This window comes from Deltaproteobacteria bacterium, from assembly GCA_016208165.1.
Lineage (GTDB): Bacteria > Desulfobacterota > Desulfarculia > JACQYL01 > JACQYL01 > JACQYL01.
Window position 1 is genome coordinate 21,497 of sequence record JACQYL010000118.1, and the last position, 23,795, is coordinate 45,291.

At 54.0% G+C, this 23,795-nt stretch carries 18 protein-coding genes; 7 read left to right on the forward strand and 11 right to left on the reverse strand.

All coding sequences use genetic code 11. From position 1 onward, the window contains the following. Positions 1–60: 60 nt before the first annotated feature. A complete protein-coding gene (locus HY788_21035; protein MBI4776628.1) occupies positions 61–1,428 on the reverse strand; it encodes a TrpB-like pyridoxal phosphate-dependent enzyme in 1,368 nt (455 codons plus the stop codon). Positions 1,429–2,116: 688 nt separating this feature from the next. Beyond that, positions 2,117–3,181 carry a hypothetical protein gene (locus HY788_21040; protein ID MBI4776629.1) on the reverse strand — a complete coding sequence of 355 codons (1,065 nt, stop codon included), beginning with the start codon at positions 3,179–3,181 and terminating at the stop codon, positions 2,117–2,119. 608 nt (positions 3,182–3,789) lie between these two features. Between HY788_21040 and dnaA the strand changes: the two genes are divergently transcribed. From dnaA to HY788_21070, 6 genes are all read left to right on the forward strand, one after another. Continuing rightward, entirely contained in the window at positions 3,790–5,190 is a 1,401-nt protein-coding gene (gene dnaA / locus HY788_21045; protein MBI4776630.1) for a chromosomal replication initiator protein DnaA, read from the forward strand. Positions 5,191–5,446: 256 nt separating this feature from the next. Further along, on the forward strand, positions 5,447–6,877 hold the full coding sequence (locus tag HY788_21050) for an FAD-binding protein (protein MBI4776631.1): 1,431 nt from the start codon (positions 5,447–5,449) through the stop codon (positions 6,875–6,877). Positions 6,878–6,902: 25 nt separating this feature from the next. Next, on the forward strand, positions 6,903–8,930 hold the full coding sequence (locus HY788_21055; GenBank protein ID MBI4776632.1) for a tetratricopeptide repeat protein: 2,028 nt from the start codon (positions 6,903–6,905) through the stop codon (positions 8,928–8,930). A gap of 33 nt (positions 8,931–8,963) precedes the next feature. Beyond that, on the forward strand, positions 8,964–10,388 hold the full coding sequence (locus HY788_21060) for an adenylosuccinate lyase (GenBank protein ID MBI4776633.1): 1,425 nt from the start codon (positions 8,964–8,966) through the stop codon (positions 10,386–10,388). Positions 10,389–10,472: 84 nt separating this feature from the next. Further along, complete coding sequence (locus tag HY788_21065; GenBank protein ID MBI4776634.1) at positions 10,473–10,898, forward strand: hypothetical protein; 426 nt, start codon at positions 10,473–10,475, stop codon at positions 10,896–10,898. 245 nt (positions 10,899–11,143) lie between these two features. After that, positions 11,144–12,235, forward strand: a complete 1,092-nt coding sequence (locus HY788_21070) for an SH3 domain-containing protein (protein ID MBI4776635.1) — start codon at positions 11,144–11,146, stop codon at positions 12,233–12,235. A 165-nt stretch (positions 12,236–12,400) separates the two neighbouring features. Here HY788_21070 and HY788_21075 read toward each other — a convergent pair whose 3' ends face one another. The 9 genes from HY788_21075 to HY788_21115 form a co-directional block, all read right to left on the reverse strand. Further along, positions 12,401–13,000, reverse strand: a complete 600-nt coding sequence (locus HY788_21075; protein MBI4776636.1) for a Crp/Fnr family transcriptional regulator — start codon at positions 12,998–13,000, stop codon at positions 12,401–12,403. Continuing rightward, positions 12,997–13,938 (reverse strand): YihY/virulence factor BrkB family protein, encoded by a 942-nt coding sequence (locus HY788_21080; protein MBI4776637.1) that lies wholly within the window; start codon positions 13,936–13,938, stop codon positions 12,997–12,999. The genes HY788_21075 and HY788_21080 overlap by 4 nt, the downstream gene beginning before the upstream one ends. Before the next feature lie 129 nt (positions 13,939–14,067). Further along, complete coding sequence (locus tag HY788_21085; GenBank protein ID MBI4776638.1) at positions 14,068–14,991, reverse strand: tetratricopeptide repeat protein; 924 nt, start codon at positions 14,989–14,991, stop codon at positions 14,068–14,070. After that, positions 14,988–15,980 carry an MCE family protein gene (locus HY788_21090; protein ID MBI4776639.1) on the reverse strand — a complete coding sequence of 331 codons (993 nt, stop codon included), beginning with the start codon at positions 15,978–15,980 and terminating at the stop codon, positions 14,988–14,990. Before HY788_21090 ends, HY788_21085 begins: the two co-directional genes overlap by 4 nt. Continuing rightward, positions 15,977–16,672 carry a hypothetical protein gene (locus tag HY788_21095; GenBank protein ID MBI4776640.1) on the reverse strand — a complete coding sequence of 232 codons (696 nt, stop codon included), beginning with the start codon at positions 16,670–16,672 and terminating at the stop codon, positions 15,977–15,979. Before HY788_21095 ends, HY788_21090 begins: the two co-directional genes overlap by 4 nt. A gap of 26 nt (positions 16,673–16,698) precedes the next feature. After that, a complete protein-coding gene (locus HY788_21100; GenBank protein MBI4776641.1) occupies positions 16,699–17,502 on the reverse strand; it encodes an ABC transporter permease in 804 nt (267 codons plus the stop codon). Between the two features lie 79 nt (positions 17,503–17,581). Further along, entirely contained in the window at positions 17,582–18,745 is a 1,164-nt protein-coding gene (locus HY788_21105; GenBank protein ID MBI4776642.1) for a hypothetical protein, read from the reverse strand. Positions 18,746–18,877: 132 nt separating this feature from the next. Further along, positions 18,878–20,623 (reverse strand): hypothetical protein, encoded by a 1,746-nt coding sequence (locus HY788_21110; protein ID MBI4776643.1) that lies wholly within the window; start codon positions 20,621–20,623, stop codon positions 18,878–18,880. Positions 20,624–20,662: 39 nt separating this feature from the next. Beyond that, a complete protein-coding gene (locus HY788_21115; GenBank protein ID MBI4776644.1) occupies positions 20,663–21,280 on the reverse strand; it encodes a penicillin-binding protein activator LpoB in 618 nt (205 codons plus the stop codon). 247 nt (positions 21,281–21,527) lie between these two features. Between HY788_21115 and HY788_21120 the strand changes: the two genes are divergently transcribed. After that, positions 21,528–23,783: an adenylate/guanylate cyclase domain-containing protein gene (locus tag HY788_21120; protein ID MBI4776645.1), complete on the forward strand. Its 2,256-nt coding sequence runs from the start codon at positions 21,528–21,530 to the stop codon at positions 23,781–23,783. Positions 23,784–23,795 lie beyond the last annotated feature (12 nt).

Genomic DNA, 23,795 nt, shown 5'->3' on the forward strand with positions numbered 1-23,795 from the left:
GTTGATTCGGGAGAGTATCGTTCTCCCGAATCGGTTACTAAGCATAGTGTAGATAACAACCTATTCAGCCGGTGGGAAACCCTTGATCGCTTCCAACGCCCGTTGAATCTCTTCGTCTGGAAGCTTGTAGTCGGTCAGTTTTCCGGAGAAGTATGCATCGTACGCCATCAGATCCACAATGCCGTGTCCGCTCCAGTTGGCCAGAATGACCTTTTCCTTGCCCTCTTCTTTTGCCTGCCTGGCTACGTCCAGGATACAAGCCAGGGCGTGGTTGGTCTCGGGGGCCGGTATGAAGCCTTCCGTTCTTGCCCATTGAACACCGGCTTCAAACGTTTTCAGGTTATCGTATGCTCTCGCTTCCACCAGACCTTCGTGAACCAGATGGCTGATGATGGGAGCCATGCCGTGGTAGCGAAGACCTCCGGCATGAATCGGAGCCGGGATAAAGTCGTGCCCCAGGGTGTACATGGCCAGGAGCGGGGTGGTTTGGAGCGTGTCGCCGAAGTCGTAAGCGAAAGGCCCTCGGGTCATGGTTGGACAGCTTGTGGGCTCGGCTCCAATAATCTGGATCTGTTTCCCACCGATCTTGTCCCGGACGTACGGCAGGCAGAGGCCTGCAAAATTGCTCCCCCCTCCGGCGCATCCGATCACCACGTCCGGATATTCGTTCAACATGCGCATCTGTTTTTGGGCTTCCAATCCGATGATGGTCTGGTGCAGAAGGACATGATTCAACACGCTGCCCAAAGAGTATTTGGATGCTCCTCCGCTCGATACGGCGTCTTCAATCGCTTCACTGATCGCAATGCCCAGGCTTCCCGGCGAATCCGGGTTTTGTTGCAGAATCTTTCGTCCGGCATTGGTATCCGAACTGGGGCTCGCGACGCAATTCGCTCCCCAGGTCTCCATCATCAGGCGGCGGTACGGTTTCTGGTGGTAGCTGACTTTTACCATGTATACCCGGCATTCGATGCCGAAAAAATTACAGGCAAACGCAAGCGCGCTTCCCCACTGACCGGCTCCGGTCTCGGTGGCAATCCGTTTTGTTCCGGCCATCTTGTTGTAATAGGCCTGAGCAACGGCCGTGTTAGGCTTGTGTGATCCCGGAGGGCTGACTCCTTCGTTCTTATAATAGATACGAACCGGGGCTTTCAGCACCTTCTCCAAACGGCGCGCCCTGTACAAGGGGGTGGGGCGCCAAATCTTATAGATGCCAAGCACTTCTTCAGGAATGTCAATCCAACGCTCGGAGCTGACCTCCTGTTCAATTAATTTCATCGGAAAAATGGGGGCCAGATCGTCAGGACCCACCGGCTGACCAGTGCCCGGGTGCAATGGCGGCTTCATGGGAGTCGGCATATCCGCCAATATGTTGTACCATTGCGTGGGCATGTCAGCTTCATTGAGAAACACCTTTACCTGTTCCATGAACACTCCTTCCCTATGGCCTCAGTGGTTATGTCGAATTAACCTCAGACTCACGTAACTCGTAACAAGTCCTTAAACCGGCTTTCACCCTCAAATCCCTCAGGGTGTCTTTTCACACTATGGGGGTCCGGAACAACGACGATCTCCGGCGCCGTCTCTGACCTTTTCCGTAATGGATTTCATCGCCGGATTTCCACAACGTTCGTTTTCAATCACTTGACAGCTCGTAGAGCCATGGGAACAGCGAATCAGGATTCATCGAACTTTTGCATCAACCATGGTTTGTTGTCAAGCAACTGAGACGAATAGAGCGGATATTTAACGTCAGGATGCCGTTCAGGGCGTCATTATCCGCGGTCCCGGAAGGTTCAGAATACACCCGGAAACGCGACCCATTTCAAGGGCCGTACACCGCGAAACGATTGCACACAATACCCCCGAGGAGATCGCTGTTTCGAGCCATCCCGGCGTAGCAAGCGTATGTCCCGATTTGCGGTCTCCCGCGGCGCCGCCAGGGATCCGGAATCCTATGGGTTCATTGAATTTTTTTGGATTCCGGATCTCACCACGTTCGTCCGGAATGAGGTCTCTGGAATTGCGACCCTGTCCCGTATCGCGGCGATTCCGCGATTCGAGGTACGGGACAGGGAAAATGAGTGTTTAGATCGTAGCAGGTGCGATACCCGGTTCAGGTTTCCACAGTGAAGACGGCGGCCCATCCATCCGCTTCGATCCGGGATTCAGCTCCTTCATTTCCTTCGAGCTTTCCGAACAGCCATTGATCGAGACCCCGGTTTTGCACCAGCATGACCCTCACGGACAGGTCCTTGTCCGTATTCAATGGGAAACCGCCTTCCCCGGCCGCGGAAATAATGGATTGGGAGGCCTCGGTGAAACGAACCGAGAGTATGTCCAGATCCCCGGCATTCAATTCAGCAAAAGAAGCTAGTCGAGCCAATTCATCGAAACACGAATGGAGTTGGCCAAGCAGCGGTTTCTCAATCTCTTCAAACGCATCTTCGAGTTGCGCCGGCCCATACCCTTCAAACAGAGGCAGCCTGAAACGAACCACTTCGACGGATTCGAGATGGGCGGAAAGGTGGCGCGACAGAAATTGATTGTCTGTTACATAATGGGCAGCCGGCGGTCGCACGGGCCCATAGAAGTGCCCCCATGCCCTTAGCTGCCGTTTTAGAACCGCGTCGAAATCGACGGTGGCCTCGAAATCGAGGTTGGTCGAGAAGAGTTGCTCTGAGTCCGAGGCGTCGATAATGTCCTTTAGGGCGTCTTCCTTTGATCTTACCTCATGAAGTATGTCGCTGCATTCGCGCTCTGTCTTCCAGAGTCGGCGCGCGAGATGCAGAAGCAGCGTCCGGTTCTCGACCCGTTGACCGGCTCCGGAGGTTGTGTCAGAGCCAAATCGTCTGATTTCCTTCATTAAACTCGGCAGGTTCTGAGATTCGACGGAACGGACCTCGTCAAGCGCCTTGAGGGCGTTCCAGTCCATGGCCTCGTGGTCTCGAGCCCATCGTTCCCAGTCCCTAAGCAGCCTTCGGACCTCTTCCTCCGGCGCTCCTTCAGCGCGATGCACTCTAAGAAAAGAGTGTGTTTCAAATTCTTGAATTCGAGGGAAGGGCAACGGTCCCGGAGGAACAAAAATGAGTATCGGACGACAGTAGAAGGACCATCCGCAAACCGGTTGCTCTTCAAGAGGACAATCCACAATGTAAACAAAAGGGCGTGTTGAATTCATTTTCGTAGGTTCGTTCTCCCGTTCGAGAGTGGGAAACTATTCTTCAGTTTGTTTAACAGAGAGCCGCCGTGAAGGCAAAAGAATTCCTGTGACATTGAAAGTTCCGAAGGATTTCAGGATGTAACATTCCTGCAACATTATTGCCAGATATATTTTCCCGGCCCAAGTTTGGGGGAGATCTCTTTTATCAAACATTATAGACGGTTGCACGATGCGTCGCGCCTGAGATCTGAAAAAAGGCGGAAAAAGATGTTACACGGAGGAAATGGGAGGATTTGAACAATGACAAAGTTCTTAACATTTGGGTCCGTGTATCGAAATCCCTTGGTAACTCTACGGAAGTAAGAGACCGTAAAATCCCCCGCAGTTCAAGGAGAAACGGAGGAGCTTCAATTTTTAGCTTGGTAATTCAATATGTTACATTATGTGCGATTCCGTGGTCCGGGATTGGCGCTGATCACGATTAACCCTATTTGACAGGAATCGAAGCTTACTCTATTCATGATACATCTTCTTTCGGGCAACCCAATCTTACAGACAGTTACTCTTCTTAGGCGTCCATTAATCGTTTAATCGTTGGCTTCAACCGACTTATGGAAGGCGATGTCATGGAACAGCTGTGGACTCAGCTAAAGGGATCGTTGAAGAGCCAGATGCCCCCGCACAGGTACCAGCTCTGGATCGAACCCATCAAATTTGTGGACGGTTCAGACGGAAAACTGACGATCGGATGCCCTAACAGGTTTTTTATTAATTGGATTCGGGACAATTACCTGCCTGTCTTTCAGGAGGAGCTGTCCAGGGCCGTTGTAGCGCCTCCGGAGATACGCCTCGAGGTGTTAAAGCCGAAGGATATAAGACCTCGGAAGGACTCGGCGGAACCGTCAAGCCGAACAAACGGCTGCCAACTGATTCTGCCCGCCATGTCGGAACCGATTTCCTGCAGGCCGCTTCTGAATCCGGCATTCACGTTCGACCGGTTCGTGACCGGAGCGAGCAATCATTTTGCTTACAATGCGGCAAAAAACGTTTCGGAAGGCATGGATCAAGGGGTGAGTCTGGTCTACTTATTATCCTCCACAGGTTTGGGCAAGAGTCACCTGTGTCAAGCCATCAGCAGAGAAATTCTCAGCCGGGAGCCCCAAAGCCGTGTGCATTATCTGACTACGGAAGACTTCATTAATGAAATGATTTTGTCGTTGAAACTGAAACGAATGGATACCTTCAAAGAGAAGTATCGACGCTGTTGTGATGTCTTGCTGCTCGAGGAAATCCATTTCTTGGGCGGAAAGAGTAAAACCCAAGATGAATTTGCGTTTACTTTGGATGCACTTATCAATTCGAACAAAAAGGTCGTGCTTACGAGTTCCAAGCTTCCGAAAGACATCAGCGACATGCATGACGGGTTACGCTCGAGGCTAAACTCCGGGCTGATGGTCCGGATAGGTTCACCCGACTTTGAAACGAGGGTAAGGATTCTGGACAAGAAGGCAAGAACGTTCAAAGTCCCAACGCCCAGGGAAATACTGGAGTTTGTAGCTGAACATATCCGGGACGATGTCCGGGAGCTGGAAAGCAGCCTGATCTGTCTGAATGCCAAGTCTTCTCTGGAAGGCCGACCTATCAACCTGGAACTGGCCCAGGAGGTAGTGCAAGGCTTTGTGGAAAACAAGAAGTCGGTAAGTGCGGAAACCATTCAGGAATTTGTGGCCGGGCAGTTCAACCTGGACGTCGAGGATTTGAAATCCAAATCAAGAAAGGCAAATATTGTCTTTCCTCGCTCCGTAGCCATGCATCTCTGTCGGAAATACACGAACTTCACTCTGGATGCGATTGGAAAAAGTTTCAACCGGAACCATGCCAGCGTACTTTATGCATTGAACTCCCTGCAGAAAAAGATGCGGAAGAACTACAAAACCAAACATCAGGTCAATCTTCTGGAGCGAAAGTTGAAAGACCTGTTTTTGGCGGAGACGCTCAGAGTCGGTAAGAATACCAGGGTCCACTGACGATCCTGTCCTCTCCTTTTTTCTGTCGGCGCGGCCGTTCAACCTTCTCGCCGCGCGCTTCAGCCCAGCCAGTCCGTTTGCCGCTTTCCATCGAATGTTTCGATATGGTATGGTGGATCTGTTAGCCCGTAGGTCGTGGTCTGTGGAGCATCGGAGCGCAGGGCGCCGAGCCCGATTCTATTCATAACAGCCGGCGAACGAGTACCCGGGGAGCCCGGCTTCCGTTATTTTCTTCCGCCAATGGTTATTCGAACGTATGAAATCCTCAACGAGTGACATCAAACGAGAACTCGTCTCATTGCTGGGTGAAGACCGCGTATTGATCCGGAAAGAAGACCTGGCTGTATATGGATACGATGCCAGCGGACTCAGATTCATGCCCTGGGGCGTTGCCTTTCCGGACACGGCGGAACACGTCGGCGCCATAATGCGCATGGCGAATGAAAGACGTTTCTACGTAATTCCCCGGGGTTCGGGAACGGGCATGACGGGAGGCTCTTTACCGGTGAAGTCCGGCCTGATCTTAGCCCTGTCGCGCATGAATCGAATCCTGCGACTGGACGAAGAAAACATGGTCGCTATTGTGGAGCCGGGCGTGATTACCGGCCACCTTCAGGAACAGGCTGAGAGGTGCGGCCTGTTCTATCCTCCGGATCCGGCCAGTCTTCACGTTTCGACGATCGGAGGAAATGTCGCCGAGTGCGCGGGAGGGGCGCGGGCCGTCAAGTATGGGGTAACGCGCGACTACGTGCTGGGTCTGGAAGCAGTCCTGCCGACAGGGGAACGGATCAAAACCGGTGTCGAGACGGCCAAGGGGGTGGTCGGCTACGATCTGACCCGCCTCTTGATCGGTTCGGAAGGTACGTTGGCCGTAATCACCAAAATCGCTCTTAAATTGATTCCGTTGCCCCCTCACAGGAAAACGCTGGCAGCGTCTTTCCGGCGTCTGGACCAAGCCGCTTCCGCTGTTCGGGATATCATGATGTCCAGAATCGTGCCGTCCGTGCTCGAATTCATGGACAGGGCAACGGTGCACTGTGTGGAGGAACGCCTGAATCTCGGGTTGTACAAAGGCGCCGGAGCCGTGATTTTCGCCGAAGTCGACGGTCAGCAGGAAGACGTCAAACTTCAGGCCGCGAAACTCGAGGAAATTGCGATTCGCAACGAGGCCCATACAATTCGCATAGCGAGAGACCGATCGGAGGAAGAGGAAATGTGGCGGTTTCGGCGTTCCATTTCCCCGGCCCTCTTTCACTATGCCCCTCACAAAGTCAACGAAGACATCGTGGTGCCCAGAAGCCGCGTCCCGGAAATGGTGCTCAAAATCGAAGAGATTGGAAAAGAGGAGGATTTGTTGATCACCACGTTCGGGCACGCCGGAGACGGCAATCTCCATATCAATATCATGCTGGACAAGCGGGATCCGGAGCAATCCAGGCGTGCGAGCAACATGGCCGATCGGATTTTTCGTGAAACCATTCGACTCGGAGGGACGTTGTCAGGAGAACACGGCGTCGGGATTACAAAAGCTCCTTTCCTGAGCATGGAGATCGACGACCTGGGTCAAGACGTCATGAAGCGCATTAAGAAGGCCTTCGATCCGAACGGGATTCTCAATCCGGGCAAGATCTTCCTCGAAGGCCGCAAAGAGGAGATGGTCTGGAAACTTTTCCATCTGGACGACTAGAACTCTCGGATCTTGATTTGGCGATATGATGAAGTCGGAGACAAAACCGAAGAAGAAGCAAAAGAAACAGACGCGAGGGAGGCTTTCCGTCGAAGAAACGGCAAACCGTACGTCGTTGCAGGCGCCGGCGTCCGTCGGAGGGGCGGAGAAGAAGGCCGTGTCCGCATCCGCGGTCGGGGTTTCGCGGTGGCGCCGCTTCGTCTGGATGTTACCGGTGTTGCTGGGGTTCCTTCTGTACAGCGGCATTTACGGCAATCAACTGGTACATTGGGACGACGTGAGCATGATCGAATGGGCCCAGAACGATCCCTTATCGTTGAGTTATGTCTGGGAGGTTATGACGAAGATCGGACGAACCTATCAGCCGTTAAGGGACATCTCCTATTCGATCGACGTAAGGCTTTTCGGGACGGACCTCTGGGGCTATTTCCTCCACAACGTGCTGCTCTACTGCCTGAACATCTGGCTGGTGTACGCCATCGTCAGACGCCTGTTTCAGAGATTCGGCTCGACCCAAAACGCCCTGCGGCAAGGCCCGCTCGAGAACTCGAGCAGGGATCCGTTGTCCCCGGAAGGGGGCGTATTCGCTCCCCGGCTTGTGGCGGCGTTGACGGCCTGCCTGTTTGCGGCCCACCCTCTTCATGTGGAGTCCGTGGCCTGGCTGGCCGCGCGCAAGGAGGTTCTTTGCGGTCTTTTCTTCTTTCTCAGTTTCTGGTTTTTTCTCCGGATAGACGCATGGACAGGATCGAAACGATATCTCGGCCTTGGAGCGAGCTTTGTTTCATACCTTCTGGCCTCGTTAAGCAAGCCCACCGCGGCATCGCTTCCGTTGGTGATCCTGGCGACCGATCTGATCCTTGTGCGGCCTTCCCTGGAGCAGTGGAAGAAACGAATCTGGATTCACATACCGTTTTGGGTCCCGGCCGTGGGAGCGGCGTTGTATTTCAGTTTTATCGCCGGAACCACGAAGACGATTCTGGCCGATTTACCCCTGCTGCAAAGGCTTATCGACGTAAATGTAGTCCTGTCGCACTATCTTAAAACGCTTGTTGCGCCCGTAGGGCTCTCCGCGAGGTATGCCTTTGACTGGAGCATACCGGTTACGGATCCGTCCGTCCTGATCGGCGCCGTTTTCCAACTGATTTTGGCGGCATGTTTTGTTCTGTTCCTACGTCGGAACCGGCTTGTGGCTTTCTGGATCGCGTGGTTCTATATCAACTTCTTGCCGACTTCCGGGATCATTCCGATTTCCATACAAGCGGCGGATCGATATATCTTCATATCCTCCCTGGCCTTCTGCTGTGTGGTAACCATGGCCGCCCTGAAGGTGAGCGATAAGGCCTTTGCCCGCTCAAAGGCGGTGGGCCGGAATGTGGGCCCGGCCTTTCTGGTGTGTGTGATTGCGATCTTTTCCGTGCTCTCGGTCAGACAATCCGGAATATGGCGCGATGACATGACCCTGTGGACGCATACGGCGGCGGTGAGCCCTTCGGATCTGTCCTATTACAGCCTTGGAGAAGCGTACCGGAGGAGAAACGACCTGGAACAGGCCAAACACTATTATCAGACGTCTTTGAACGCCAACCCCAGGTTTTTACAGGCTTTGAACGGACTTGGGAACATCATGCTATTAGAGAAAGATATCCGCAAAGCCGAATCCCTTTACCTCAAAGCCCTGGAAGTGGATCCCGAATACCGTCATGCGCACCGACATCTGGCCATCGTGTATATTACCTTAAGGGACTTCGACCGGGCCCTGGTCCATGCGGAGCAAGCCTTTCGCGCTTACGAACATGACTCGGTTCTCCTGGACATGTTGTGCCTGCTCTATCTCAGGAAAGGCGATTCATATAAGCTGAGAGAGATGGCCACCAGACTGAATGCCTACGAGTCGGACCGGGTAAACGCCCTGATTTACCTGTTCCGTGCGTACCAAGGAATAGGTGACACGCAAGGCGCGATGAAATTCAGGTCCGAGGCGTATGAGTTGGACCCCGAGAAAGCACGAAAAACAGAGAGAATCACCGCTGCTGCGATGAAAGGTTATCGCTAGCCTATCTGCGTCCAAGATGGATTGGGAGGTTTCATGACGGAACAGTTGTTCAAGAAGCATCGCTTCAAATGTGTATCTCCGTTGGATTATCGCTACTACGGCGGAGACGATACGATTTTTGACCGGCTTTCGCCGTATCTGTCGGAAGAAGCCAACATTTGTTACATCTTCAAAGTGGAACGCGCTCTGGCGCGATCCCTATCCAAGCGGGGTCTTGCGCCTGCGGAACTCCCGGGTAAAATCGACTTGGTTACGAAGGAAATCGATCCTGAGGAGGTCTACGAGGAGGATAAACGAGTTCATCATTACCTGAAAGCCGCGGTCAATGTGTTGAAAGCGCATCTTCCGGAATCGATGAGAGAGTATATACACTTGGGCGCCACGTCCTTCGACGTAGTGGATACCGCCAATGCGGCCAGATTGCGCGACTGCTACCTGGACGCCGTTCGGCCTGCGGCGCTCGCGTTCGAAACTGCTTTGATCGTTTTGGCCCGTAAACAAAAGGATACGGTTCAAGTTGGACGGACGCACGGCCGATTTGCTTCTCCCGTGACGTTCGGGTACTTCATTGCAGGGTACGTCGATCGTTTTGGCAAGAGTGTTCTAAAGATGGATGACGCGGCCCTGAATCTCGCGGGCAAGTTCTCCGGAGCTGTCGGTTCCTACAATGCCTTGTCACTTATGGTGGACGATCCGGCGGAAGTGGAGCGGGAAGTTCTGGGCGACCTGGGATTGGAACCCGCCATGCATTCCACTCAAATCGTGCAGCCCGAATACGCCGCGTACTTCGGCTGCTCAGTGGCGGTTTCGTTTGGAGTTCTGGCCAATCTGGCGGACGATCTGCGGCATTTGCACCGCTCGGAAATCAACGAAGTCTACGAACCGTTCGGGGCGGCTCAGGTGGGCTCGTCGACCATGCCGCACAAAAGAAACCCATGGAATCTCGAGCACGTCAAAAGCCAGTACAAAGCCTTCATGCCGAGGGTCGTAACCATCCTGTTGGATCAGATCTCCGAGCATCAGAGGGACCTCACCAACAGCGCATCCGGCCGTTATATGCCCGAGATGCTGGTGGGATACTTTGATGCGCTGTCCAGGATGATCTGGGTTGTGGACGGACTGGACGTAAACCTTTCCGCCATCGAGAAGAACCTCGAAGCGGCCATGATGGAGATCAGCTCCGAACCTCTGTACATTTCCCTGTCTTTGGCCGGACTGGATGACGCACATGAATGGGTGCGGAAGGCGAGTCACGGACGAAGTCCGAACGAAACCGTTTTCCAGACGCTCGAACGCAACGAGGAGCTTCGAGAATACTTTAAGAAAGCTCCGAGCAAAGCGCTGGAAGCGGCTCGTGACCCAAGAACCTACACCGGACTGGCTAAGTCTCGCACGGCGGACATTTGCGATGCGTGGGAAAAACGCATGTTAAGCGAATGCGGCGAAGGAGAATCGTAACTGAGTCCGGATACCCGTTTTCATGCGTTGCCGGCTGCGCCGGCTCGATTGTTCCTGCAAAGGTCAGGTAGGGAGTGACATTTGATGAAATCGAGATTGGAATTATCCGTGAGGGAAATCGCGACGGATGGCTCGCTTGGCTTGGGAATTCAAGTGACCGCGATGGAGAAGGGCCTCGAAAGGAAAGTTCCTTTGATCCGGGAATGCGGTACTTACGAGGAACTGAAGCAAGGGGTCGAGGAGTGCAAAAGCGCTCTGGATCAGCTCCTTGCCGAGGCGGAAGCCGTCCTCCGGGAGCATACGGCCACCGAGGGAGGAACTATTGAGGAAGCGTGGGGAGCTTTACAGAAATCCCAGGATGAGGACACCTTTGTTTGCCGCTTCAACGCCTTAGGTGAGAATACGCGTATCGAGCTTGCCGAGTACGTGCTTACAACTCAAAATATGTTTAAAGGATTTGCGTCCGTTTTTTCTAAACGGTATGACGAACAGACCCACGCGTTGTCGTAGAGAGGGTCTATAATCAGCAATTTTGGCAATATCGGATACCGAACGGACGCGGCCGCAGGCGGATTTCCTCATGGGGCGATAAACGCGAACGGATTCAGGCATTGGGCGTCATTTAGAATGAGTTCCGTGAGCCTCAAGTTCTTTTGGGCGCTTTTTTATCGAAACTTTGTTTATTACCGGGAAGTATGTTAGAGTATGTATTACCAACCCATCTAGGAACCCCCAAATACTGAGGAGTCCAAGACATGGCTTCATTTGCTCCACGGTCTTTGAGTCTTGTTGCGTCTTTATTTTTTTCCATACTCATGGTTACCTCAGCGGTAGCCGAAACCCAGATGTTCAAAGCTTACGGGCGTGTCGAGAATCTCGAGGTAAATCGCTGGACACGGAAAGGGTACCTGAAGGTCTACGTTTTCGAGTCAAGCAGGACCACCAATTTCACCGTTGGCTTCAAGACCGAATACCAGCCGGACAGACCCCAAAACGGAGACACCGTCGAAATCGTCTATTTCAAGAAAAGCGGACAACTGGTCGCGCGTGAGGTGAAAGTTCGAAGCGATTATACGCCTCCACCTCCTTCCGCGGCAAGAGAGCAGAGTTCTCCACCGCCTGCATCCGAACGGGCCTCTTTGGGACCCGTTCTCACTGCGGACCGGCCTATGAGCGGCACCGTGAAGGTCACCTCGAACTCATCGAATACCCGATCGGGACCCGGAACGCAGTATGGGATCGTACAGATCGTCTACAGGGGTACGGAATTGTCGATCGAGGGCGCCACGGGCGACTGGTACCTGGTAGCTTTGCCGGACGGACAGCGCTCGTGGGTTCACAATTCCCTGGTCAGCGGCGCAGGGTCTTCAGAGCCTGAGCCTGAGGCTAAGCCTGAGATGAGCACGAAGTCCATTCCCAAAGAGGAACAGGTGACCATTGGGGTCCTGGAATTCCAGAGTTTGAATGAAGAGGCCAAGAAGGACCAGTTGGGCAGAATGATTTCGGAGATATTCACCACCTCGCTGGTAGATTCACGGGCGTTCAAGATTATCGAGCGCGAACAGTTGGACAAAGTGGTTCGGGAGCTCGAACTCAAGCAAACAGGGATGGTCGAGACGGCAGCCCAGGCTGGAAAGCTTCTCGGCGCCAATGCGGTGATTACCGGAAGCGTGATGAAAATCGGCAACATCCTTCGTATCGACGCCCGCATCATCGATACGACTTCAGCCCTGGTGATCAGTGCGGAAACCAACACCGGGGGCTACGACCTTGTGGAAATAGGACGGATGGCAGACAAAATCGTTCGTGAATTGGTGCAAGGATACTATTTCGAGGGCAAAAGCTGATTCCGAGCGATCGCTGAAGCTGAAGCGATGCTCACCGCAGGCCGGGACTCGAGCGGACATTTCGGGAAATGGGCAACGGGTCTCGGATCACGGGGTGAGCGCCCCCGGCCTGTCGGGTTGTGATCGCGGACGAGAACGGTCTTCCGGAAATAGGGCTTTCCTGCGTCATCCTATCCGAATGAGCGGGCGTACCCGTTCTTTTTTGAATTCCGTTATGGAGCCGTCCCGCATTTCAAGAATGCCCTGTTCCGCCAATCCCTCGAGAACGCTTCGTATTTCCTCCGGATCTTTTCCAATAGCTCCCGCCAGCTCACTTATGGGTTCTCGATCCGGCGGTAGGGGCCACTCTTCCATGAGATACAGAACGATCCCGAGCCTGAATCGGGCTTGGGCGGTCTCCTCGAGAGCCAGGTTCGTCTGTTTGAGCCTTTCGGCCAATTCCTTCAGCATCAGCAGGGAGACCTCTTCGCTCTCCCGAAGAAGACTCCGAAACGTCTCGGCCTGGATCACGGCAATGTTGCTGTCCTCCAGTACACGGACCGAGGCGGTCCGCCTGTCGCTGATCAATGTCGCCATCTCGCCGAAGCATTCCCCCGGTCCCATCTCCGCCAGTACTTTTGTGACCCGGCCGACCCGCTTCAAGACCAGCGCCTTCCCGGAAAGGATGTAATACATTTCCGTTGAGGCATCGCCCTCCCTGAAAATATAAGTGCCTTTGGGATACAGCCTTCCAAAACGACGGAACAAGCGCTCGTCCAGGATCATTTGCGACCTCCGGAGTGGATCAGAGCTTTTTCCAGAAGAATGAGATCCCGTTTCTGGTAGGAGGAGATGAGTTCGGCGCAGAAAAGAAGGATCAGCGATACGTAAAACACCCAGATCACCAGGACAACCACGGTTTCCAAGGATCCGTATACGATGTTGTATTTGGCGCTCCTGGAGATGTACCAGGTGAATACATGTTTCGTAACCTCCATCAGCCCCGAAAAGAGTGCGCTGCCCGCAAGCGCGCTGGTCATCGGGACTTTGGTCGTAGGAATCACTTTGTATACAAATGTAAAGAACGCCACAAGCACGAGGTAGGGGAGCAAATAGCGAAAAATGCCGCTGTGGAAAATCGTCCGGAGGAGCCATCCACCCTCGACTACAAGAGAAGAATGTTCGAGTATGGAAGCCGTGTACGTGATGACCACATTGGCAATCGCGATCCCCCAGCCGATGGGGATCATGGATAGGGCGAGCAATTTGCCTACGAAGTAGTTCTGTTTCCTCTGGGAACGGAAAATGATTCCAAGGGCGGTTTGCAGGGAATTGAAGATGAGGGAGGAGGACCAGATCAAGCCGATGATTCCGATCCAGCCCAACACTTTGCTCTTTTCTTCGATTTCTCCCAGTCGGCCTATCAGGTCTCCGGTGAAATACGGATGGAATTCGTGGATTACGCGGAAGAGTTCCGCCTGGATGGTCGGGTTCGAGCCGAAGACGATCCCGGCGGCCAGCAGCGTCACGATGAGCAGCGGAATGGCGGATAGTATGGCATAGAAAGCAATGGAAGCCGCCAGGTTCACATCGCCGTTGTTCTGAAAGTTCTTGACGGCATTGATCAGAACATCCCAGGCCGAGGCGCAGGAGAGCAACAGGGAACGAAACGTGGCCCGGTAATTTCGGGAAGATCTGATGGCGCCCACCATGTTGGCAAACAAATGAATTCAGTTCCGGACTCGAGGTCGTGTCCATCTGTCCCGGAAGCCGATCTCTTATAGCCGGCGAGTCTGATCGTGCCTCGATCCGACGGCTCCCACCGACCCGCGAACACTACTCCGGTTTTTCGATCAGGGACAGTAGGCCCGAAACCCTTCGCGTTCACCCTTCTTCAAATAGACATCCAATCGCTTCACTCGAGAGTCGTCCTTCAGGCGCTCGAGCGTATTCAGCAATTCGCGAACTTTGTCTTCGTGCCCCAGGTAGTAGTGAACATAGAAGGCGCGTTCGGCGAAATCCGCCGCCTGATCGAGCCTGCCCGACTGCTCGGCGAGAAGAGACAACAGCACCAGGTCTTCACCGATGCCGGGGGCGTAGGCGACCTTTTTGTCAAGTTCGAGAGCGCGTTGCGCACGTTCCAACGCGTCTTCGAGGCGACCCGTGGCTTGGAAGGCCCGGGCCATATGGAGTTCCAAAGCGGCGGACGCTCTCGGCGACACCTCCGGGCGTGAGCGTTTCTCCGCTTCCTCGAGTTCGCGAATCGCATCGTCGATCCGACCTTGTTCCAGATGCCAGTAGCCTTTGAGCGCGTACCACGAGGAGAGTTCTTCGTCTGTGAGGGGGCTCAATAGACGGGCTTCCTCCAGCGCCTTCACGGCCGCTTCCCACTGGCGGGTCTTGATGTAAATCCGACCCCGGTTCAAGAGATTCGCAAACAGCGCCGAAACGTGGTTCCCCCTTTTGTTGATGTACTCGGCCTGGTCCAGTGACTTAAGGGCTTCCTCGGTGCGCCCCTGGGCGGCGTACAACACCGACAGACGGTTCAGATCCTGCCCTGTCCTCTCACGGTCATCCAATGAGCGATTAACCTCCAGAGAGGCCAAAAAGAGGCCTTCGGCTTCATCGATGCACCCGTTTCGAAAAGCGGCTAATCCCTTTTCCGCATAGGTTGCCGCTTCCTCGAGACGGGGGGGCAGGGGCTGCGGCCCGCTCCCGCAAGCGGCCAACAACAGGCTGACGGCCGACACGGCGATAGCTGTCTTCCATCGCCTCACGGTTCAACTCCTCTAAGGTCCAGTTCCATCGGTCGCTCCACTTCCTGCGCCGGTAAATTCATTCGAATCAGCCGGTTGTTTTTCAGGGATTTCACTACGGCTTCGGTATCCTTGAGCGTTCCTCGGGCTCCGCGCAGCACAGGCGACACTTCGGCCACGGTGTCACGGACCTCCTGAATCAGAAGAGGGAGGGCCTTTGTTGTGGCGTCCACATTAGCCATGATCTGCGGGAGGCTGCTCGCTGTTTCTTCGAGGTCGGCCAGCATTCTCTCGACCTGTGCGGACACGGTCACCAGGCGTTGGGATGTCCGGTCGAAGTTGGACAGAACGGGCTTGACCTCCTCGATCCGCTCGTTGATGCTCAAGTACAGCCGGTCGTCCTTAAGGAGTTTGCCGGCCGTTCCCTCGCCATTCCTAAGTCCGGACACGGTCGATCTGACTTCGCTGAGAAGGCCGAACAGGGGGCCGTCGGGGTCCTTTAATTGATGGGTGATCTCGGAAATGTCCGCGAGAATTCTCGTGAGCGTGGCGAATTTTTCTTCCAACGCCAAAGAACTCAGGTAGTCGAGATAGTCCTGGAGGGATTTTTTGTCTTCGGAAGGAATACGGCTTTGTATGGGTAGTACGTTGCCGGACGGCGTTCCCGGTGTGAGCGATAGATACGAGCTGCCTAGTATGGGAGTGCCTTCCACCGCTAAAAGGGAGTCGGTCTTGATCTTGGGTCCCACCTCCTCCACAATCTTCAGGGTGAGCCGAACTTGATTGGACTCATCAATGTCTATGGACTTCACCCTGCCTACTTCGATTTCAAGCATCTTCACTTTAGAACCAGGCTGGAGACCGTATCCTTCTTTGAAAACAGCGTAGTAGGTATCGTACCGTTTGAACCACGCTTTCCCTCTCCCTATGGTCACTACGGAGACGACCACGAGAATCAGGATAAAGACCAGGAATGCGCCGACAATCTGATCCAGAAACCTGTACTTCACGGCCGCACCTCCGTCGTCTCCGAGGATCCTGTGGCGATGTCCTTCAAGATGCGCCCCTCACTCACCTCAATCCGCCGCTCGCATATGGAACGCACCAAAGATTCGTCATCTTCGGAAATAAGAAAGGTTAACGTACCGTCCCGTTTTTTTTCGATCAGAAAATCACAAAGGTCCTTCAGGTCTTGCACGGATAAGTCCCTGCGTAACTTTTCGAAAACCACGAGAAAACAATCTTTCAGGAATTCCCGAACGATTACCGTTTTTCTACGGTGCTGGGCCTCGACCTCGGCCGGTCGGTAGTCCAGATACGGTACGAGGTCGAAGCGTTCCAAAAGAGGCATGGCCCGATGCACGGCCTCATCCGGTTTTCGGTTGTTGTGATACCGGTCAAACAGGGTTACGTTGTCTCTCAGGGTCAGATTGCTGATCAGGGCGCTTGTATGGGGTATATAGGCCACGCTTTTCCGGAGGGCCAGCAGGTTCCGTACGCGTCCAAAATCCACTTTCAGGCCCCGGACATAGACATCTCCTGAAGCAGGCGGCGCGATCAATGCAAAAAGGCGCAGCAGAAAGCTGTCGGAAAGGTCCTCCGCTTCAATGACACCCACGGATTCTCCGGCATGCAGGCCGAGAGTAATCCCGTCCAACACCGGCCGTCCCTGATGCAGAACCACAACGTCCCGGCATTCCATGATCAAATCGTCTGTCCAGGATGACATCATGCCATATAAAGCAAAGCTGTAATCGTCAGGTTCCAGATGAAACAGAGCAACAGGCAATAGACCGCTGCCTTACTGGTTTGAGGAGGAATCTGAGTAACCCCGGTTGTAGCTTGCAGTCCCAGGTTAAGACTCACCGAGGCGATAATCAATCCAAATCCAAGGCCCTTGACGAGCCCCGCCAGGAGATCCGTGCCGCCGACGGCGGCAGGCAATGTATTGACCATGTTGGAAAAAGGGATATCGGCGAGAAGCCAACCAAAGAAATATCCACCGATCATAGCACAGATGTCAAAATAGATGAACAGACACAAAACCGACACGGTCATTCCGATGAGGCGTGGAACGGCGAGATAGTGCAGCGGGTGAATTCCATCCGACGACAACGCCTCGATTTCCTTCAAAACGGACATATAGCCCGTTTCGACGGTAATGGCGACACCGGATCGGAGAATCACAAAAAACGCCGTCATAATCGGTCCGATTTCACGGATGATGATGATGACGAGGAAACTGTTCAGTAGTTCGGCGCCTCCGACTCTTGCCAGATTCTCGAAGCCCTGGATGACAATCAGGCCCCCCAGGAGCACGGCGAGAAATCCCAGGATGGTCACGGACTGAACGGCGGTAAAATAAATCTGCTGCCGAATGATCTTTCGGATCACTCGCGTTCCCGTCCGCCGATACTGGAACGCCGTACGCCAGCAGTCATAAAAAAAGGCAAAACCGTTCAACGTGTTCGATAGAGCCCGGCCGACAGAGTGACCGAAAAAGCCGAAAAAATTCATGATTCGATCGGACATGTCTTGGCCTTTGGCAGGGCTTGCCCACCGATGATTGGATGGTCGGAAAACCTTCCGGAAGAGCGTTTTTGACGAAAACTTACATGGTCTTGGGCGAAATGGCTATCTTCAACCGATTTTGAGAGGCCTCCAGAATCCGGATGTTAAACGTTTCGAACTCCTTTAAAGCCAATTCATCCGCCAACTCCTGGGCCGTTCCCTGGAAGTCTACTTCCAGTTTGGCCGTTCCTTCCTGGAAACTTCTCTGATACACGTTCGACACGCCTCGGACCTGATCCTTCAGGATCCCTTTCAGCTTCACGAAATCAGCATAGCGGCCCACGTCCGTGATGTCCAGGGTGATTAGAGCAGAGCCCGAGATCTGCTGCGCCCAGGCGGCGACGATTTGGTCCGCCAACTTCTTGGAGAGAGCATCGGAGGCTTTCTGCAGGGCCTCGTTTCCTCCCGTCATGGGGTCGATGTGCGCCGCCGCGGCGCGGGCGCTCTCAGCCGCCAACACGTGCCCGTTATCCACCTGAATGGCCCGGGCGGATATTTCAGCACGACAGGAGTGCAGGTTGAAGTTGGCGATTTTGCCGCCATCCTTTGCTATCGCTCGTCCCACGATCACCACCTCCGCGTCATAGTCACGACCCAGAGCGGCTGCTTCGCTGTCGGACGGACTGGGAGACAATTTGCGGCGGGGATTTTTCAAGGAATGATCGACGACAACAAAGCTCTTGCTCAGGAAATACTGCTGCAAGGAAGCGTCCACGATGAATTGGCCCATACCCGAGGTTCCCTGCCACCAGGCGACAGGGGCTCCGCCGCTGACGTCCTGCTCGGCGATCATGAATAAAACTCGGGGCTTTCCCACGCGCACGATCACCCGATCGAGGTCTTCTTTTAAGGGCCCCATCCTTACCGTCGCTTGAAGAGACACTCGTACCATCCCCTCATCTTTCGACTCTCCCAGCACTTTATAGTCCTGGATATAGCCCACGGACCGGGCATAAATTTCGTCCCGAATTACGCTGTAATTCTGGGTGATGGTTTCGGAGTCGATCAGAACTCCTACGCTCAGCTCAACAGCCTTGCGCTGCGCGTCCTTGATGGCCCGATCCCGGGCCAGAGCCTCGTCTCCGGCCAGGATGGCGCCTACGCCTTCGGCCGTTACCGTCCGTACCTCGACCGCATTCGCCCAGGCCGGGAGGCACCAGATAAAAGCGATGCAAACGAGCAGACACTTTTTGAATCCTTTCATGAGTTCCTCCCATGTCCGACGACTGATTTCCTGATGTTCACACCGGAAGAATTTCTCAACATTACATCCGAATTGTTCAGCACGATCCCGGGGTCCTGTCTTGATCGAAAAAGCCGCCGCCCCTGTCGACGCTTACTTGACAGTGGTAAACGTGAAGAAACGGTGCTCACCCGGCTTGGTGGTGACCGTACCGAGGTCGATGTTCTCCAGGATGTTTCCGGCGGAATCCGTGCAATTCACCTGAAGTGAATAAAGCCCCGGTGGAACCGCCAGTTTAGCCACACGGATCTCCGACGGCAACCCTTGCCAGAAGCGCAGGTCCGCCTTTTCGGAAAGAACCGCGTAGACGTTTCCGAGGGCTCCGATCACCCAACCCCAGGTATCTCCCCACTGATTTCGAGCCTGCTGCTCCGCAATCTTGGTGGCTGCATATTTCGCCGCTGCACGGGCGATGGCTTTAGCCATTATGCGGGTCTTGCGGTTCTCGAGATTAGCCTTTGCTATACGGCCTACAGGATCTCCCAACTCGGTATTTGCGGTCAGTATTTTCTCGCCGGCCGTGGGGCGGGCCACGATTTGGGAGCCCGCGATACGGCTCGTCCGATCCTGGTATACCGGGAAAGCCAATTTTACGATATGTCCATCCGGAAGAGGACTGATGATACTGCGCTCCACTTTCACCGGAGATTTTCCGCTGAAATGAATGAACGTCAACTCCGATAACTTCTTTTTCTGGTCCACTGAAAGGTAAGGCACCTTGCCGTATTTTCGTGTGGCCTCTTTGAATTCGGCCGTTCCCATCCATTTGGCGACGGTGAGATAACTCGATTTGAGCAAATCGGGAGGCCCAACGAGGTAATCGTTTCCATAGTCGGTTTCGTAAACGTCCAATGCTTTCCGGTAGGCGATGAACGCATCGTTCAGGTTGGCCGAGGTGGGATCGGTTTCGTACAACATCCCCACAAGCCATCGAGCAAATGCATCCTCTTTGTAGACGTTCTTCTTGTCTTCCGGATACTGGCTGTTGATGGCGGTCAGTTTGGAGTCCACTTTCCGGGCTTCCACTAGGGCGTCCTCGATACCGCCGCTCTTGACGTAGCCCAGGGCCCGGAACAGGTTGATCATGACCGATTCGAAATCTTCTCCACGATAAGGCGCCGCCAAATCGTTTACAATAAACGTGGACGCCTGGACGGTGAGTGATTTGGTGTACAGATCCTGCTCCAGACTTTCCGCTTCGGCGAGAATGGCTTGTCCGGTTTCGAAATCTCCGGCATAGAGATACGTCAGCCCGCTCTCGAGGAGGAAGAGCAGACGGTCTTTATCCCCGAATTGGGATTCGTTGAGCTTTAAAGCGGCGCAGGCTCCGCTATAATCGCCGCGTTCCATCAGAGGCACAACCTGGTTGTATACCGGAAGGTGGAACGTGTGGGGATCTTGTGCGACCGTTTCCTCGTATTGGGAAGAGGAAGGGGCCTGTTCCTCCGTCTTCCGCTTCGCCTCTCCGCGGCTGCTCGAGCCGCGTTCAGCGGAAAAGGGGTCTTCCCTTCCGGTGCGGGGCGGCTCGACTCGCGCTTGCCGGCCCGGTTCCTTGCTTCCGGCACGATCCGTACCCGGCTCCATGGAAAAGGAGTCCGAGCGGGACGCTCCCTTCCGGATGGCGCTTCGGCTCTGCTCCGCGGGCCGGTCCTCCCGGGCTTTCGGGGCTCTTTGGGTCCCTTCTTGAGAAAAGGAATCTTTTCGCTCCGGCCTGGGTTGAGCCGTACATCCCGCGAAACAAGGGTAAACGATCGCCGCTAGTAAAACGGCAAATAAGCCAAAGCTCTCGAAGAAGGTCTTTCTGAAAAAATGAGGGCCTATCTTGAGCCTGTTGCCCATATGAAACGACTCCGGGATGAGAGGCGAGGCATCGGTGTCCTACAATTTGTATTTTGACCGTTTGACGTATTTCTTTATCTGTTTCTCTCCGATCCAGGCCTTCTTGTTGGATTCAAGGTGGATGAGTTCCAGATTCACCTGGTACAGGATGACGTACTGCCCTTCGATTTGATCCTTGATGGAATTCACCGATCCGGTGAGCATATAGTCCGCTCCCGCTTCCTCACTGAGGGATTTCGCCGTATCGGAACTGGTAAAACCCTGCTGCATATCGGCCTTTTCTTCACGCAGTTCCCTGCGCTCGTCCTTGGAGGCCACGAAATCGACCCGTCCGGAGTTAATGAGAGCCCGTTCGAGGTTTTTCACGAAGACCTGGGTATTGATATGTTCGTGGCTGCGGTTCAGCACCGTTCCGACAATGACAGTGGGGTTTTTGCCACTGTGACCCGACTTGAACGAATCCAGCCAGGGTCGGCCCAAACAATCCAGAATCATCTCGTCCGCGACGAGCTGTGAATCGGAATCGTTCCACTTTCCGCTCAGATCGATGGTCTCTCCCACGTCGGTCCTGCGAACTTCAGGAGCTGAACTGCATCCCACGATCAGGAAAAGCCCCAGACAAAAGAAAAGCGCCTGTGTAGAAACCGACTGCTTCATATTGATTTCCTCCCCTGCTTCCATTGAAAAACTTTTGTTTCACAAAAAGATAGCACGCTCTATAATACATATGCAATGCAAACATAAGGTGAACTGGAACCCTCGCCGGGACGGAGAGGGGAGAGGTCGTCTCCTTGGTGATCGAGTAAGGTGCGATCGGCCGAACGTCACGATTTTATTTGACTTTTTCTCTGTAATCAACTATAAGCCGAAATTCTTGAGAGCTCCACGACTCCGGGGAACTCACATGCGACGATTGCTCCTCAATACATCATGGTTGCAACTCCTTACCATCAGTCTGATCATTACTTCTCTGATCCTGGTTCTCTATTTTATCAAACCCGCGTTCACCGAAATTCTGGAATCGAAAACGCTTGACCTTCGTTTCTTGTACAGGGGACCGGTGGCGACCACGGGAACGGTGGTCTTGGCCAAGATCGATGAAAAAAGCCTGGATACCATAGGGAAATGGCCGTGGCCGAGAACTACGTTCGTCGGTCTGATCGAAAAGCTCGAGCAGGCCGGGGCCAGTGTCATGGCATTGGATGTGGGTTTTTTTGAACCCGATGAAGGCGCCGCTTTGGAAGTATTGAGGGATCTGGGGATGGAATTGGCATCCAAAGACCTGCTTTCCACCGAGATCATGAACGTACTGGAGAAGCGCGCCGAGGTACTGGGTCCGGATTTCCAGTTTGCCGAGGCCGTCAAAAAGTCAAAGACCAAGGTCGTGTTGGGCTATTTCTTCCATCCGACGCCCGCCGGAATTTCCCACCTCGAGGAGGGCTCCGTCCAGGAAAAGCTCAAGCTTATCAGATCGTCGGCTTACCGTATGATTCGGTACCGTTCCGAGGAGGCCAAATCCGTTCCTCTGATCGCCATGTATATGCCTGAAGCCAACCTTCCGGTGCTTTCTGAAGCGACCCGGTTCTCAGGATACTTTAATATCTTTCCCGACCCGGATGGGGTAGTCCGGTGGATGCCTCTGGTGCTTCGTTGTGAACGGTACCTGTTTCCTTCTCTCAGCGTGAGAGCCATCGAGGCCCACCATGGGGGAGGACCGTCCCGCCTCACGCTGTCTTCTTATGGCGTAGAATCGCTTCGAGTGGGCGAAACGGAAATACCGACGGACGAACTTGGACGCATGATGATTCCCTACCCCGGCCCGCAAGGAGCGTTTGCCTCCTTTTCCGTTTCGGATATTTTGGAGGGCAAAGTGCCGAGGGAGCAACTCGAGAACAAAATCGTCGTCGTGGGCGCCACCGCGGTGGGTCTCTACGACCTTCGAGTCACTCCCTTCAGCTCTACGATGCCCGGGCTGGAGATACATGCGGCCGTGATGGACAGTGTCCTCAGTAATCGTTTCCTGGTGCGGCCCCAATGGCTTTCCCTGTTCGATATCGCATTGATCGTTTTTGTGGGAGTGGGTTTGGGAACCTTGCTGTCGCGTCTCAGGGCCGTCGGAGGCGCGTTGTGCAGCGGAGCCTTTCTGATAGGCTATTCCGTTTTCGCCCAATTCATGTTCTCTTCCAGGGGTGTATGGATCAGTGTGGTATATCCGTGTCTGAATCTCATCCTGATCTATTCCTCGGTGACGGCGGTGCGTTACCTTAAGGAAGAGAAGGAACGGCAGAAGGTAAAGCACGCCTTCAATCATTATCTTACCGCTTCAGTAGTCAACGAAATTCTCAGAGATCCGGAAAAGCTGAAACTGGGAGGAGACAAGAAGACGCTTACCGTTCTCTTTTCCGACATACGGGGATTCACCAGCATCAGCGAACGGTTGACTCCGGAAGACCTGGTCCGCCTGCTGAATCGTTACTTGACCTTGATGACCGATATCGTCTTCAAGTACGAGGGGACGCTGGACAAATACATCGGAGATGCGGTAATGGCCATCTGGGGGGCGCCTTTGTGGCAGACTGATCACGCTTCCCGCGCCTGCGATGCGGCGGTGGACATGATAATAGCTCTGAATCAGTTGCAGCCCCTTCTGGACGAGATGCAGATTCCCCAGTTCAGGATCGGCATCGGCATCAACACCGGCGATATGGTGGTGGGCAATATGGGATCGGACGAGCGCTTTGACTATACGGTCATGGGAGACAGCGTGAACCTGGGATCCCGTCTCGAAGGTACGAACAAAGAATATGGGACTAGTGTCATTATCAGCGGGAGTACGTACCAGAATGTGAAAGACCTTTTTCTTTGCAGAGAGCTGGATTGCATCCGGGTGAAAGGGAAAACGGAACCCATCACGATTTACGAGCTTCTCGGGAGGTTGAGGGAAGGGTCGACCGAGCGGGATCTGGCGGACCGATTTCATGTGGCGCTTTCCCTCTACAAAACCCGAAATTTCAAAGAATCCGCGGAAAAATTCGAAGATATCATGAAAGCGTATCCGCAAGATAACCCGTCGAAGCTATACCTGGAAAGATGCCGGCAATACCTGCTTCAGCCTCCTCCGGAGGATTGGGACGGCGTTTTTACAATGACTCATAAGTAGCACGGAGAAAGA